Origin of the sequence: Candidatus Rhodoblastus alkanivorans (genome assembly GCF_022760755.1) — a bacterium.
GTDB lineage: Bacteria > Pseudomonadota > Alphaproteobacteria > Rhizobiales > Beijerinckiaceae > Rhodoblastus > Rhodoblastus alkanivorans.
On record NZ_JAIVFP010000001.1, the window covers coordinates 3,030,940 to 3,045,178 of the forward strand.

A 14,239-nucleotide genomic window follows, 5' to 3' on the forward strand; every position below is an offset into this window, starting at 1 on the left:
CGCTCAGGCGCTCATATGCGTTACCCATCGCCTGAAATAGGCCGCGAGCGAGGCCAAGGTCAATGCCGCGACGGCCCATTGTCCGGCCGTCGCCCACAGGCCGAGCGGCCAGTTGAAGGCGAGCGCGGCGAGAACCGCGGCGACCAGGCCGATCTGGCCGAAAGTATTGGCCTTGGATATCCACAAGGGCTTGATTTTCATGGGCCTGTCCAAAAGCCACGCCAGGATGACCGCGCCGATGATCATGACGTCGCGCGAGACCACCAGCAGGGCGAGCGCCATCGGCAGTTGCCCGACGATCGCCAGCGCCACGTAATCGCAGATCAGCAGGGCCTTGTCGGCGATGGCGTCGAGATAGGCGCCGAGTTCCGAGCGCAAGTCGAAACGCCGCGCCACCCAACCGTCAACGGCGTCCGACGCGCCGGCGACGACGAAAATGATCAGGGCCTCGGTCCAGCGCCGCGACGCGATCATGTCGACGCTGACCGGGACAAGAATCAGCCGCCCCAGACTGATGAGATTTGGCAGGAAGGCGAACCATGTTCTGTTCATGATGGTCGATTCGCTCGCACGCGCCCGTTTGACGATTATAGAGTCCGTGCGAAAGGGCCGGCAAGCGCCGCGGCGGCCGCGAGCCTTGCCAGCGCGGACGCGAGCGGCTAGAGCAACCACGTGAAAGAGAGACTTGGCATGAAGAAGCCCGGCGAAAAGACCGCGGGACTCACTTATTCGCAGGCCGGCGTGGACATAGACGCGGGCGCGCGCATGGTCGATCTGATCAAGCCTTTGGTGCGCGCCACGAGGCGGCGGGGAGCCGACGCCGAGATCGGCGGCTTCGGCGGCCTGTTCGACCTCAAGGCCGCAGGCTTTTCCGATCCGATCCTGGTCGCTGCCAATGACGGCGTCGGCACCAAGGTCAAGATCGCCGTCGAAACCGGCATCCACGGCACGGTCGGGATCGACCTCGTCGCCATGTGCGTCAACGATCTCGTTGTGCAGGGCGCCGAGCCCCTGTTCTTCCTCGACTATTTCGCTACCGGCAAGCTGAATCCGGAAACCGGCTCCGAAATCGTCAAGGGCATAGCGGCCGGCTGCCTGGAGGCCGGCGCCGCGCTGATCGGCGGCGAGACCGCCGAAATGCCCGGCGTCTATCAGGGCGGCGATTACGACCTCGCCGGCTTCGCCGTCGGCGCCGCCGAGCGCGGTGACCTTTTGCCGCGCCGCGATATTTCCGCCGGTGACGTGCTGTTCGGCCTGCCGTCCTCCGGCGTCCATTCCAACGGCTTTTCGCTGGTGCGCAAGATCGTCGAGCGCACGCAGCTCAAATGGACCGATCCTGCGCCCTTCGCGCCGGGCAAAAGCCTCGCCGAGGCCCTGCTCGAACCGACCCGCATCTATGTGAAGCCCCTGCTCACGGCCCTGCGGAAGACCCAGGCGATCAAGGCCTTTGCCCATATCACCGGCGGCGGCTTTCCGGAGAATATTCCGCGCGTGCTTCCCGCCGGCCTTGGCGCCCAGGTCCATCTCGACGCGATTCCGGTCCTGCCGGTGTTCAAATGGCTTGCGGCGGAAGGCGGGGTGGTCGAGCGCGAAATGCTGCGGACGTTCAACTGCGGGATCGGCATGATCGTCGTCGCCGAATTTTCGCGCGCGGCGGAAGTCGAGGAAGCTTTGCACGAATCGGGCGAAGCCCCGGCGCGGCTCGGCCATGTCATCGCCGCCCAAGGGATCGCTGGCATGGGCGAGCGCGTCGCCTTCGACGGAAAGCTCGCGCTGTGACGAAAAACCGCAAGCGCGTCGGCGTTCTGATCTCGGGGCGCGGCTCGAATATGCGTGCGCTGGTCGAGGCGGCGCGCGCGCCCGATTTCCCTGCCGAAATCGGGGTCGTCCTGTCCAATGTACCCGACGTCGCTGGCCTCGATTTCGCGAGGGCGGAAGGAATCACGACCGCCGTCGTCGCCCACAAGTCGTTTCCCGACCGGGAGAGTTTTGAGCGCGCGATGCATGAGACGCTGATCGGCCATGGCGCCGAACTCATCTGCCTCGCCGGTTTCATGCGCATTCTGACGCCCTGGTTCGTCAGCCAATGGCGCGACCGCATGCTCAACATCCACCCCGCCCTGCTGCCGTCCTATCGCGGCCTGCACACCCATGAGCGTGCGCTTGCCGAGGGCGTGAAGATCCACGGCGCCACCGTCCATTTCGTCGCGCCGGAAATGGACGCCGGCCCGATCATCGTGCAGGCCGCCGTGCCGGTGCTGCGCGACGACACGCCCGAGGCGCTTGCCGCGCGCGTGCTGGCTCAGGAACATCGCATCTATCCGCTGGCGCTGAAACTCGTCGCCAGCGGCGCCGCGCGGGTCGAGGGCGCGCGGGTCCTGGTCGAGGGCGAGCCGCCTGCCCCGGACGCCCTGCTCTGGCCGCAATAACAAGCGAGCAGTTGGCGTACGCCAGAGCGAGCGCCCAAACGCAAGCGAGCAATTGGCGTACGCCAGAGCGAGCGCCCAAACACCAGCGAGCGGTTGGCGCGTACCGGGAGCGGTCGGCGAATGCCGGAGCGACCGGCGTTCAACGCCAGAGCGAGCGCCAAAAAACTTCTATGAATTGACGCCTGAAATCGCAGGCCTCAAGCTGAGGCGCGAGAGGAGGCGTTCATGATCACGCTCCATGCGTTCGGACCTTCGATGGGCCTTCCCGACGGCAGCCCCTTCGTGATGAAGGCGATGATTCTTCTGCAAATGGCCGGCCTCGACTATGCGGCGAAACCGGACGCCCCGTTCAACGCCCCCAAGGGCAAATTGCCCTATATCGAGGACGACGGCGAAAAAATCGCGGATTCCACTTTCATCCGCTTCCACATCGAGAAGAAATACGGCTTCGATTACGATTCCGGCCTAATCCCGGAGCAGAAGGCGACGGGCTGGGCGCTGGAAAAACTCTGCGAAGACCATCTCTATTGGCTGGTTCTGATCGACCGCTGGCTCGACGACGAAAATTTCGCCAAGGGGCCGGCGCATTTCTTCGATACGGCGCCGGCGCTGCTGCGGCCATTTCTGCGCAACATGGTGCGCGGCAAGATCCGCAAGGCGGCGCATTCCCAGGGCCTGTTTCGCCATAATGCCGAAGAACGGCGCGAACTCGCGCGGCGCGGCGTCGGCGCCTGCGCGGCGCTGCTCGGCGACAAGCCTTATCTTTTCGGCGATCGACCGCACGGCGCCGACGCGACCCTCGGCGCCTTCGCGATGACCGGGCTTTCTCCGCTTTTCAAGAGCACGGCGCGCGACGAGATGGAAAAGGCGCCCAATCTCGTCGCCTATGGGCGGCGGATCGCGGAAAATTATTTCCCCGCCAAGATGTGAAAAAGGGCCGCCCCGGCGGGCGGCCCTCGCATTCCCTTGGTTTTCCCGTTCGAAAGGGATCAGAGCGTCGAAACGCGAACGCGGGCGACGCCTGCATGGCGCATGCCCAGAACGCCCGCCGCGCCCTTGGAGACGTCGATGATCCGGCCGCGCACGAAGGGGCCGCGATCGTTGATCGTCACTACGGCCGACCGGCCATTGGAAAGATTGGTGACGCGCACCTTGGAGCCAAAGGGCAGCCACTTGTGAGCCGCCGTCATGGCCCCGACATGGCCGCCGCTGGCGGTCCGTCCGCTGCCGGAATAGTAGGAGGCCTTACCGGACCAGGATTGCGCTTGAACAGGGAGAGAAAGGAATGAAACGCTGAGACACGCACACACAATAGCTAATTTCTTCAATGCCCACACCTCCGTATTGTTAACGATGAGACAGGCATCTCCGCCAAATCTGGCATAAAAATGACAAAACAAAATCGCCAATATTTTGCGTAATATTCATTTATTTTGCTAATTTGTATTACTATATTTATACCTAATTTTACATTTGTTATCGCTTTATGGCGATATAATTTTTTATTTGCTGGCATGTTTTATCACTATACGCATGCAGTTTGAGAGAGTCAGGGCTTTCCCCTAAAGCAACGTTCGCGTTTTGCATTTCTAGTGATCACGGGAATGTGAAGTCGACGCAAACAAAAACGCCGGGCGTCAGCCCGGCGTCACAGAAATGAAATCTTGCAGCCGCTATCAGCCGACGATTTCGTTGCCCGCAAACCATTGCGCGATTTCCTGCGCCGCGGTCTCCGGCGCGTCGGAGCCATGAACCGAATTTTCGCCCATGTTCAGCGCGAATTCCTTGCGGATCGTGCCGGGCTCAGCCTTCTCCGGGTTGGTCGCGCCCATCACCTCGCGGTAGCGCTTGATGGCGTCCTCGCCTTCCAGAACCTGAACCACGACCGGCGCCGCCGACATCTGCTCGACCAGCTCGCCGAAGAACGGCCGCTCCTTGTGCACGGCGTAAAAGGTCTCAGCCTGGCCGCGGGTCATGTGCACGCGCTTCTGGGCGACGATGCGCAGGCCGGCGGCCTCGATCTTCGCATTGATCGCGCCGGTGAGGTTGCGGCGGGTCACGTCGGGCTTGAGGATGGAGAAAGTGCGTTCGATCGCCATTGTGGGAATTCCGTTTCATGAAGAGGCGCCGCGCTTATAGACGCGGCGCCTGACCGGAGCAAGGGCGTGGCGCTTCCTCCTCCTTGGCGCCCGGCCCAAGAAAGCATTTGCGCGAGCAGCGGGTTAGGGTTCCCGGCTCCCGAAAGGAAAGGCCGATATCGAACCACACTGCCGACGGACACGCGCCGCAAGCCGCGGGTCGATGATCGGCGCGCGACCAGCGGCGCCATCCACGCGTTGAAGCCAGACAGGCGTTGGTTCGACGCGCCGTCCGACTACGGTCCGAGGAAGAAGCTCTAGGCGAGGTCGAGGAAATTGCGGCCGGCGCGGTCTTCGACCTCGACGATCCACAGGTCGGGATCGAAGGTCATTTCCTTGGCGAGGCGCGCCTCTATCGCTGCGCTTTCGATCCATTCCTCGCCATGGGCGCGCGCGAAAAGTCGGGCGACGTCTTCGCGCGCTTCGCTTTGCGGCGCGGGGGCGAACAGGGCCGCGCTGCCGTCGAGGCGGTCGATCTTTACGAAAATCGCGCCCGCCTCCGGCGCGCCGCGCCGCCGCAGATAAGCGGCGACGTCGGCGCTGGCGCAGCGGCGCAGATAAGCCGAAACCCAGATGTCGGTGCGCAGGCGCAAGGTCAGGCCTGCCTTCGCGCGGTCACTCGACCCGCAGGCCGGATCGCGCCGACAGTGCGTGGCGCGTCCTGGCGTTGAGTTCGCCGGTGACCGGCAAATGATTTTGCCGCTGGAAGGCTTCGACCGCCCTGCGGGTCGCGGCGCCGAAGTCCCCGTCGGCCTTCACCGCCATGCCCAGCTTCTCCAGCGCCTTCTGCGCCGAGAGAACGGCGTGCGCTCCGCCGTGGCCGCCGCGCATGGCGGGCGTCACGACGCCATTGTCGGCGATCAGGGCGCCGATCAGGTCGTGCGTTTTCTTCGCCGGCGGCGCGGCCGCCGGGGCCCGTTGAGGCGCCTCGGCCGCGGCGGGCGCCGTTTCACCGACCACGGGCGCGGCAAAGGCTGCGGCCGGCGCCGGATCCACCGGCTTGAGCGCACCCTGGGGAATGGCTTCGTTCAGCAAGGCCTCGAGCGGCGCCGGGCGATGCGGCGGCGCCGGCGGGGCGATCCTGAAGGTCGCGCCGAACAGGGGCGCGGGGTGGTGTCCATGTTGCAGGAACATGGCGTTGACCACGATCGCGACGAGCAGCCCTCCGAGCAGCAGGGCGCCGAAAGCGGGCGTGCGATAACGCCAGACGACCGCGAATTGCGAGGATTTTGCTGGCGCGGCGTTCTTCTGCCCTTTGACGGCCTTGGACGCAGCGCCTTTGCGGGCGCGGCGCGGTTCGAGGGCGACGAAATCGAAATCGGAAGCGGCGGCGATCTCACGCAATTTTCTTCACCTGATCGTTGGAGCGGGCGAGGTCCGGCGCGGCCGTCAGATAGCTGCGGCGCGCCAGCGTTTCGATTTTCACGGGGCTCTCGGCGAAGTCGCCCCGGTCGCGGCAGTCGCGCGGCAGGCGCACGGTGACGCAGGCCCCCTCGTTCGGCGCGCTTTCGAAGACGAGCGAGCCGCCGTGCAGGCCGACGAGGCCGCGCACGATCGAAAGGCCGAGGCCCGCGCCTTCATAGGGGCGGTCATAGGTCGCCCGGGCCTGGAAGAAGGGATCGCCGAGCCGGGCGAGGTCGGCCGGGTTCACGCCGATTCCGGTGTCGAGCACGACGATCTCGACAAAAGCGCCGTCCGGGCGCGCCTGGATCGCCACGCGGCCGCCATCGGGCGTGAATTTCAGCGCATTGGACAGCAGATTGAGGAGAATCTGCTTGCAGGCGCGCTTGTCGGCGACGATCTCGCCGACCGGGGACGCGCAGGCGCGCGACAGATCGATGCCCTTCTCGTCCGCCTTCAGCCGTACGACGTCGCAGCAGAAATCGATCAGCCCGGCGAGGTCAAAAGGCTCGGGCTCGATCTCGAAATTGCCGGTCTCGATTTTCGACATGTCGAGAATCGTATTGACCAGGCTGAGCAGATGCTCACCCGACTGATGAATGATCGCGGCGTAATCGCGCGCGCGGGCCGGGTCCTTCGGCGCCATCGCGGCGTTGGCGAGCATTTCGGAGAAGCCGATGATGGCGTTCAGGGGCGTGCGCAATTCGTGGCTGACATTGGCGAGGAAGCGGTCCTTCCAGGCGCTCGCCCTTTCGCTTTCCTCGCGGGCCTCCTCCATCGCCTCGCGCGCCTCCTTCATCAGGGTCACGTCGCGCAAAATCGCCATGACGATCCCTTCCGCCGCGCGCGAGCGATGGGCGCGCATCTCGACCCAGATGAACCGCGGCGCGACCGGCGCGTCCTCGTCCTCCGCCGCAGCTTCGGCCCGCAGCCGGAACTCGACCTGGGCGACTTGATCGCTGAACGCCGCGTCGGCGACGGTCTTGAGAAAGGCCGGGCGGTCGGCGACCTGGATCCGCTCGAACAGGCCGCGCCCCATGAGATCCCGCCGCGCATGGCGGAAGGCGTTCGCCGGATCTGTGACGAGATCGACCACCGCGCCGCCGCGATCGAACTTGACCACGAGATCGCCGACGGTCGCGGTCAGTTCGCGATAGGCGGCAGCGCTCGCCTGGGCGCAGCGGTCGTGCATCTCGCCGGTGTGCGCGCTCCATACCGCGAGCAGGGCGCCATAGATCATGGCCGCCATCAAGGTCACGAAATCGACAATTCCGGCGCCGGCGACCGGTTGCAGCGCGCCGAAAGCCGTCGCGAAGGCCATGGCGAGCATGGCGGCGATCGACGCCGCCGCGCCGCCATAGGCGATGCGCGACACGCCGCCGAGCGTCGCCTCGAGCGGACCGAGCAGGAAACAGGCGACCGCGCCGAGCGTGAGGGCGCCATTGGCCAGGGTCAGCACGATCCCGAACAGCAGGATGGCGCCGGTGCAGATCGCCTGCGCCAGATCGAATCGTTCCCAACGATGCAGGATATAAACGCCGACGAGAGGAACGAGGAGAAAGCCGAAGGCGGCGGCGTCCCAGATGCTGGGCGCGCCGCGCACCAGCAGGAACACCGGCGCGAGCGCCATGAAGGGCAGGCTGAGCGCCAGTCGCAGCGCGATGAAATGATCACGCCGCCAGCTTTCGAAATCTGCCGGCTGCGCGGCGGTTTCGGCCGTGGCGGACTCTTGCCGTAGGGCGCGCGACATGGAACTGGACTCGATACGAACAATGCTCATTCTGCCAAGCACTTTGCCCCCGCCCCGTTAAGTGACCTCTAAGACGAAGGCGCGCATGCGCGATATATCTGACATCATTGTTTCCTTATGGTTTCAGCTTGGTTTCCAACGCGGCGGCGCCAGGCAGGATTTCTCGAGGCGTCCCCGGCCATCGAACGAAATCCCGGCGGAGCAAACGAGCGGTAAGTATTTGGCGTAAAAGCGAATTCGCGCCTGGGTTAAATTTATGCGAATCCGCTCCGGGGCATTTGACCGAAGATTTTGAACTAATCTCGACATGGCGACGCTAGCCTTCGCGCAGATGATGTCGAAGGCTTTTCAAAATGTTCCTGCTGCGCTGCCTGTTCTGGCTCGGACTCGTATTCGCCCAGATCGCCCAGAGAGAGGGGCCCGATCCCGCGGCCTTCGTCAGCCCTGTCGCCGGCCCGACAGCCGGCCTCGGCCAGATGGCGGCAGGCGCCGCCGGAGACCATTGCCGCGCCAATCCAGCGCAATGCCTTGCCCTCGCCTCGTCCCTGTCGGTGATGGCGAAGATCGACGCCGGCGCCACAAGCAAGGACACGCTGACCGCCGCCGACCGCGCGCCGCCCTGGAAGCCTCGGCGCGCCATAGATTAGCGCGGATGAGTGGCTGAAGCCCATCAGCTCAGGTCAGGCGGCGGCGCAACCCGCTGTGACGCGCTTCCATTCGGCCCCGCGCCGCTCGACCTTGGCGGGGCCTTCGCGCCAAAATGATCGTTGCCGCCCCCATGAAAGGGGGGCCGCTTTCATTGCCAAACCACCTGAATGGCCCGGGGCGCCAGCTATCCTCTCCCCTCCCGCGCGCTGATTCGCGCAACTGGAGACCGATGCGCCAAGGGGGGGGCGCGTCAAAAAAACCTGGAGCGGCGTGCCGCTCCAGGTTCAGAGAATTTTTCAGATCAGCCGAAAATATTCCGCGCGCGAACCCGCGATTATTTGCGGGCGCGGCGGCGCTGCTGGCCCAGGCCCATCTGCTTGGCCAGGTGAGAGCGCGCCTTCGCATAATTGGGCGCGACCATCGGGTAATCGGGCCCAAGACCCCATTTCTCGCGATAGTCTTCGGGCGACATGTTGTACTGGGTGCGCAGGTGGCGCTTCAGCGATTTGAACTGCTTTCCATCCTCAAGACAGATGATGTAGTCGTTGGTGATCGATTTCTTGACCGGAACCGCAGGCTTGGGCGCTTCGGTTACGATCGGCGCGACCCCGCTCGTCACGCGCATAAGCGCGGAGTGGACATCGTTGATCAGCCCGGGAAGGTCAGCAACCGGGACGGAATTATTGCTGACATAGGCAGAGACGATGTCCGCCGCCAGCTCAATGTAGTTCTGCGTGCCTGGGTCGCTCATGGCTTTGTGACTTTCCTTGAGGTCGTTCCGATTTTTATCTCAAGACAGACCGGCGATCTCGTGCCTTGCTGCAAATACCTGCCCTGAGCGCTTGAATCGCTCCTTAATCTTTTAGATAAAGCAGGCCTTTTCGATTTGCAATATCTCCCTGAGGCTTATCGACGAATTTCTTCACTAAGATGTTTTTGGCGCCGCACATCAACTCGTAAAGCTGGCAAAGGCGCAAATAAAGGCGCGAAATACGCCGCGCCGCGTTCCGCGACCACGCCGAAATTCTTCGCTGATTCCGGCGGAAAGACAACCAGGCTCAACGAATTCAGCCTGTTCTCGGCAAGAATGGTAAAGCCGACGCCTGGCGATAAAAACACCCTTGGCGAACGCCGAAGAGAAGGAAATATTGGGCGGCCGTTCAACTTCGTTTAAAATCGCCGCCATGCCGTCACTTTTCGCGAAAACCTTTCTTTCCCAAGCGCCACGCGCCGAAAGGCGCCCGCGTCGATTCATCGCACATGGCGTTGAACTCATCGACGATTACGCATGGATTCGCGCGGACAACTGGCGCGAGGCGATTCGCGACCCCGCGGCGCTGCCACAGGAGATCCGCGCGCTGCTCGAGGCCGAAAACGCCTATGCCGAGTCCATGCTCGGCGCGATCGAGCCGCTCGCCGAGAAAATCTACGCGGAAATGGTCGCACGCGTCGATGAAACCGACTGCGATCCGCCAGCCCGCGACGGCGACTGGCTTTATTACCGCCGCTTCCGCGCCGAGGGCCAGCACGAACTGATTTGCCGCAAGGGGGTCGCGGGCGGCCCCGAACAGGTTCTGCTCGACGGCGACAAGCTCTCGGAAGGAAAGGATTTCTTCAGCCTCGGCGACGCCGTTCATTCGCCCGATCATCGCCTGCTCGCTTTTGCCTGCGACGAGCGCGGCAATGAATTGCATCGCCTTTACTGGCGCGATCTCGCCAGCGGCGCCCTCGGCACGGACGTGGTCGAGGACAGCGACGGGACCATCGTCTGGACCCGCGATTCCTCCGCCTTCCTCTATACGAGAATGGACAAGGACTTCCGGTCGTCCTCGGTTTTCCTGCATCGCCTCGGCGCCGACCCGGCGAGCGACCGGCTGATCTTTGCGGAAAAAGACCCTGCCTGGTTCGTGCATCTGCGCGCCTCGCGCTCACGCCGCTTCGGCATAGTCCAGGTCAGCGATCACGATTGCGCGGAGAACTGGCTGGTCGATCTGGACCGGCCGGAAGCGCCCGCGCGATTGGTGCTGCCGCGCCGCGCCGGCCTGCGCTATGACGTCGAACCGGGCCGCGACCGCCTCTTCATGCGCACCAACGCCGACGGCGCCTCCGATTACAAGCTGATGAGCGCGCCGTTCGAAACGCTCGACGCAAAGGACTGGCGCGAGGAGGAGCCGCACCGGCCGGGGCGGATGATCTTCAACGCCACGGTCTTCGCCGATTACCTCGTCTGGCTGGAGCGGGAGGATTGCGCGCCGACCCTGGCGGTGAAACGTCTCGGCGGCGGCGAGCACCGGCTCCATTTCGCCGCGCCCTGCCATCATTTGCGCTTACAGAGCAATTTCGAATTCGAGCAACCGATTTTGCGCTTCTCCTATTCCTCCCTGGCCGAACCGGAGGAGATTTTCGACTATGACCTCGCCGCGCGCGAGCGGACTTTGCTCAAGCGCCAGAACGTGCCGAGCGGCCACCACGCCGCCGATTACGAGACCAGGCTGGTTTTCGCGCCCGCGCCGGATGGCGAAAAGATCCCGGTTTCAATGGTGTGGCGGCGCGACCGCAAGCCCGGCCCCCTCCCGATGCTGCTCTATGGCTACGGCGCCTATGGCGTCGCCCTGCCCGATTCCTTCGACGAGTCGCGCTTCAGCCTGATCGACCGTGGCTTCATCTACGCCATTGCCCATGTGCGCGGCGGAACCGAAAAAGGCTCGCGCTGGTACGAGGCCGGCAAGCTGGAGCACAAGACCAACAGCTTCACCGATTTCATCGCCTGCGCCCGGCATCTTTGCGAGCTCGGATTGACGGAGCCGGGCCGGATCGTCGCCGAAGGCGGCAGCGCCGGCGGCCTGCTGATGGGCGCGGTCGCCAATATGGCGCCTGACCTCTTCGGCGGCATTATCGCCGAAGTGCCTTTCGTCGATGTGGTCAATACGATCTGCGACGCCAGCCTGCCGCTGACCCCGCCCGAATGGCATGAATGGGGGAATCCGATCGAAGACGCCGAGGTTTTTCGCCGGCTCCTGTCCTATTCGCCCTATGACAATGTCAATGCCCAGGGCTATCCGCCCATATTGATCGAGGCCGGTCTGACCGATCCGCGCGTGACCTATTGGGAGCCGGCCAAATGGGCGCAAGTCCTGCGCGAGCGCATGACCGGCGGCGGCCCGATCCTGCTCAAGACCAATATGGAGGCGGGACACGGCGGCGCGTCCGGCCGCTTCGATGAATTGGAGGAATCCGCCTTGCGCCAGGCCTTCGCCATCGCCGCCGTCGGCGCCGATGTGACCGTTTGATTCAAGCGTCCTGCTCGATGAAACGCTTCAATTCGTCCATCGAGGCGAAGTGAAAGACGCCGTGCGACGTCTCGGCGTCGATGGAGCCGTCGGCATACATGATGTAGCGCGCGCCATGGGCTTCATATTCACCCACGATGGCCCGGGTCGGCGCGGGCGGGGTTTCTTCCTCCGCCGAAATTTCCTCAGCCGGCGCCTGCGCCGGCTGTGACGGCGCTTCGTGGATTTCCAGCGCCTCGTCGCCTTGCGGATGCGGCGCGTTCTCGGGGAGCGCTTCTTCCGCCGCCATCTCCTTTATGGCCGGCTCCCATTCGGCGTGCGGCTCCGCGGCCGCTTCCTCGCCATGCGTTCCTTCGCCGGACGCTTCAGGCCAGGGCATGAACTCTTCAGGCGCTTCCCCGTGAAGTGTCCCTGCCGGAGACGATTCGTCCTGAGGCGACGCCTCGTGAGGCGATTGTTCGTGAGTGAATTCTTGTTGAACGAATTCTTGCTCGACGGATTCTTTCTCGGTTGATTCGTGCTCGACCGATTCGTGCTCGACTGATTCTTGCTCGAATGTTTCTTGGGCGATCTGTTCGGCGACGGCCATTTCGAGCCAGGCCCGGCGCTCGTCGGCGAGCGATTCCGTCTCGGCGACGGGCGGCTCCGTCGCCCTGGCGACGCCTAAGGAGGCGGCATAGGTCGTGACGCGGGTCATCCAGGCGGGCGGCTTCGAGACATAGCTTTCGACCGGCGCCTGGGCCTCTTCGGCCGGCGCTTCGACCGGATAGGCCTCGGCTTGCGGTTCCGGCGGCGGCGGAGCGGTTGGCGGCGGCGCCGGCTCCGCAGCGCCCCCATTTCCGGTCGCCTTGGCGAGGAACAGCGCGACCTGCGCGGCTGAAGCGGAAATAATTTGGAGTTGCCGCAGAACCAGGCCGAGAGCGATCAGAATGAGGCCGGCGCTGAATGCAACCGTCCCGGAAATCACCATCGACCATCCGCGTTCGATCTCGATATAACCATATCCGTTCCAGGCAGCGGAAAAGCCGAGCAGGAACAGAAAGACGCCGAAGACTATAACAGTGCGATCCGCTTTCACGCTGGCGAAAACCTTTCCCGCAAGAGATTGTCCTGGCCGAGGCGGCCCGTCAGTGTCAGTATAACCGCAATTTGCTTAAAATTGATGCCATCATTTCAGCCCATTCGGCGCTTTTGCGTCCTTGCGTCGGGGAAACGATCTTTTTACCCTGCCGCCGCGTCGGCTCCAGCCGGCGCAAGCTATATCAGGAGAGACCAATGTCGTTCGTTCTCGACCCCCTGCCCTATGCCTATGATGCGCTGGCGCCGCATATGTCGGCCGAAACGCTTGAATTCCACCATGACAAGCATCACGCCGCCTATGTGAACAACGCCAACAATCTCATCAAAGGCACCGAATGGGAAGGCCTGCCGATGGAGCAGGTCATCACCGGCTCGTTCGGCAAAAATCCGGGCGTGTTCAACAATGTCGCCCAGATCTACAACCACGCCGAATTCTGGAAGTATCTGAAGCCGAATGGCGGCGGCAAGGTTCCGGGCAAGGTCGAAAAGGCCCTGGTCGAGGCGTTCGGCTCGGTCGACAAGGCGCTCGAAGAACTCGCCAACGCCGGCGCGACCCAATTCGGCTCGGGTTGGGCCTGGCTCCAAGTCAAGGACGGCAAGGTTTCCGTCGCCAAGACCCCCAATGCCGAAAACCCGCTGGTTCATGGCGCGAGCCCGATCCTGACGATCGACGTCTGGGAGCACGCCTATTACATCGACTATCGCAACCTGCGCCCGAAATTCATCAAGACCGTCATCGACAGCCTGATCAACTGGGAATATGTCGAAGCCCAGTATGAAAAGGCCATGGGCTGATCTTTCCGCCGAACGGGCCGCCCGACAGGGCGGCCCCAAAACGCGGCGCGGCGCCCTGGCGAGACGCAAGCCCCGCTCCACATTCGCCGTCCATCATGTCAGCGTCTCAGGCGAACGGATTTCTCCGACATGACCGACCGCTTTTATCCGCATTGGGTGGCGGCGACCGCCGTTCTGCTCGTCATGACGCTGCTTTACGCGCCCTTCGCTTTGGCTGGCCGCGGCGAGGCGCTGGCGCTGATCTACCTCTTCGGGCCGGCCTATATGCTCCATCAATTGGAGGAACATGCCGGCGACCGCTTTCGCGCCTATGCCAACCGGCGAGTTTTTGGCGGACGCGAAGCGCTGAGCAAGGCGACAGTGCTCTGGGTGAACCTGCCGGGCGTCTGGGGCCTCAACCTCGCCGCGCTCTATGCCGCGCTGGGTTTCGGACCGGGTTGGGGTCTCGCCGCGCCCTATCTGGCCGTGGTCAACGCCGTCGCCCATTGCGGCGTCGCCTTGCGTTTTCGCGAATATAATCCGGGCCTGGCGACGGCGCTCGGCCTGTTCTTTCCGCTCGGCTTCCACGCGCTCGGCGCCGTGCCGGCGACCTTGACCCAGCATCTGGTCGGCCTCGGCGTCGCGGTGGCGATTCACGCCGCGATTGTCATTCCCGTCCTGCGGCAATTGAGGCGCGCGCCGGCGCAACAGCTCGCGGCCTGACCCAAG

General features: G+C 63.9%; 16 protein-coding genes. 7 read left to right on the top strand and 9 right to left on the bottom strand.

Annotated elements, in window-relative coordinates; translation table 11 throughout:
• Positions 1-3 precede the first annotated feature (3 nt).
• Entirely contained in the window at positions 4-552 is a 549-nt protein-coding gene (locus K2U94_RS13965) for a CDP-alcohol phosphatidyltransferase family protein (protein ID WP_243067789.1), read from the bottom strand.
• A 138-nt stretch (positions 553-690) separates the two neighbouring features.
• Between K2U94_RS13965 and purM the strand changes: the two genes are divergently transcribed.
• The 3 genes from purM to K2U94_RS13980 all read left to right on the top strand — a co-directional run bounded on the left by purM (position 691) and on the right by K2U94_RS13980 (position 3,359).
• Positions 691-1,779 (top strand): phosphoribosylformylglycinamidine cyclo-ligase, encoded by a 1,089-nt coding sequence (gene purM / locus K2U94_RS13970; RefSeq protein WP_243067790.1) that lies wholly within the window; start codon positions 691-693, stop codon positions 1,777-1,779.
• The gene (purN, locus tag K2U94_RS13975) at positions 1,776-2,429 is read left to right on the top strand and encodes a phosphoribosylglycinamide formyltransferase (protein ID WP_336606165.1); all 654 of its coding nucleotides are present in this window, start codon (positions 1,776-1,778) and stop codon (positions 2,427-2,429) included. The genes purM and purN overlap by 4 nt, the downstream gene beginning before the upstream one ends.
• Before the next feature lie 225 nt (positions 2,430-2,654).
• Positions 2,655-3,359, top strand: coding sequence for a glutathione S-transferase family protein (locus K2U94_RS13980; protein ID WP_243067791.1), 705 nt, complete (start codon positions 2,655-2,657; stop codon positions 3,357-3,359).
• A gap of 59 nt (positions 3,360-3,418) precedes the next feature.
• Here K2U94_RS13980 and K2U94_RS13985 read toward each other — a convergent pair whose 3' ends face one another.
• From K2U94_RS13985 to K2U94_RS14010, 5 genes are all read right to left on the bottom strand, one after another.
• Entirely contained in the window at positions 3,419-3,742 is a 324-nt protein-coding gene (locus K2U94_RS13985; protein WP_425332553.1) for a septal ring lytic transglycosylase RlpA family protein, read from the bottom strand.
• 363 nt (positions 3,743-4,105) lie between these two features.
• On the bottom strand, positions 4,106-4,528 hold the full coding sequence (ndk, locus tag K2U94_RS13990) for a nucleoside-diphosphate kinase (RefSeq protein ID WP_243067792.1): 423 nt from the start codon (positions 4,526-4,528) through the stop codon (positions 4,106-4,108).
• Between the two features lie 296 nt (positions 4,529-4,824).
• Positions 4,825-5,160, bottom strand: coding sequence for a DUF1491 family protein (locus K2U94_RS14000; RefSeq protein WP_243067793.1), 336 nt, complete (start codon positions 5,158-5,160; stop codon positions 4,825-4,827).
• A gap of 22 nt (positions 5,161-5,182) precedes the next feature.
• A complete protein-coding gene (locus K2U94_RS14005) occupies positions 5,183-5,911 on the bottom strand; it encodes a peptidoglycan-binding domain-containing protein (protein WP_243067794.1) in 729 nt (242 codons plus the stop codon).
• Positions 5,904-7,718, bottom strand: coding sequence for a sensor histidine kinase (locus tag K2U94_RS14010; RefSeq protein WP_243067795.1), 1,815 nt, complete (start codon positions 7,716-7,718; stop codon positions 5,904-5,906). The genes K2U94_RS14005 and K2U94_RS14010 overlap by 8 nt, the downstream gene beginning before the upstream one ends.
• Before the next feature lie 353 nt (positions 7,719-8,071).
• Here K2U94_RS14010 and K2U94_RS14015 point away from each other — a divergent pair, with 353 nt between their 5' ends.
• Positions 8,072-8,365 carry a hypothetical protein gene (locus tag K2U94_RS14015; RefSeq protein WP_243067796.1) on the top strand — a complete coding sequence of 98 codons (294 nt, stop codon included), beginning with the start codon at positions 8,072-8,074 and terminating at the stop codon, positions 8,363-8,365.
• Between the two features lie 335 nt (positions 8,366-8,700).
• On the opposite strand, the gene K2U94_RS14020 is transcribed toward K2U94_RS14015, so the two are convergent.
• Together K2U94_RS14020 and K2U94_RS14025 are read right to left on the bottom strand one after the other, a co-directional pair.
• On the bottom strand, positions 8,701-9,117 hold the full coding sequence (locus K2U94_RS14020; RefSeq protein WP_243067797.1) for a Ros/MucR family transcriptional regulator: 417 nt from the start codon (positions 9,115-9,117) through the stop codon (positions 8,701-8,703).
• 198 nt (positions 9,118-9,315) lie between these two features.
• On the bottom strand, positions 9,316-9,552 hold the full coding sequence (locus K2U94_RS14025) for a hypothetical protein (protein ID WP_243067798.1): 237 nt from the start codon (positions 9,550-9,552) through the stop codon (positions 9,316-9,318).
• Between K2U94_RS14025 and K2U94_RS14030 the strand changes: the two genes are divergently transcribed.
• Positions 9,551-11,656: a S9 family peptidase gene (locus K2U94_RS14030; RefSeq protein ID WP_243067799.1), complete on the top strand. Its 2,106-nt coding sequence runs from the start codon at positions 9,551-9,553 to the stop codon at positions 11,654-11,656. The two genes, K2U94_RS14025 and K2U94_RS14030, sit on opposite strands and share 2 nt — an antisense overlap.
• Position 11,657: 1 nt before the next feature.
• Here the strand turns inward: K2U94_RS14030 and K2U94_RS14035 are convergent, their stop codons facing one another.
• Positions 11,658-12,734 (bottom strand): hypothetical protein, encoded by a 1,077-nt coding sequence (locus K2U94_RS14035; RefSeq protein WP_243067800.1) that lies wholly within the window; start codon positions 12,732-12,734, stop codon positions 11,658-11,660.
• Positions 12,735-12,931: 197 nt separating this feature from the next.
• Here K2U94_RS14035 and K2U94_RS14040 point away from each other — a divergent pair, with 197 nt between their 5' ends.
• Together K2U94_RS14040 and K2U94_RS14045 are read left to right on the top strand one after the other, a co-directional pair.
• Entirely contained in the window at positions 12,932-13,531 is a 600-nt protein-coding gene (locus K2U94_RS14040) for a superoxide dismutase (RefSeq protein ID WP_243067801.1), read from the top strand.
• A 129-nt stretch (positions 13,532-13,660) separates the two neighbouring features.
• Entirely contained in the window at positions 13,661-14,233 is a 573-nt protein-coding gene (locus K2U94_RS14045) for an HXXEE domain-containing protein (RefSeq protein ID WP_243067802.1), read from the top strand.
• Positions 14,234-14,239: the final 6 nt, after the last annotated feature.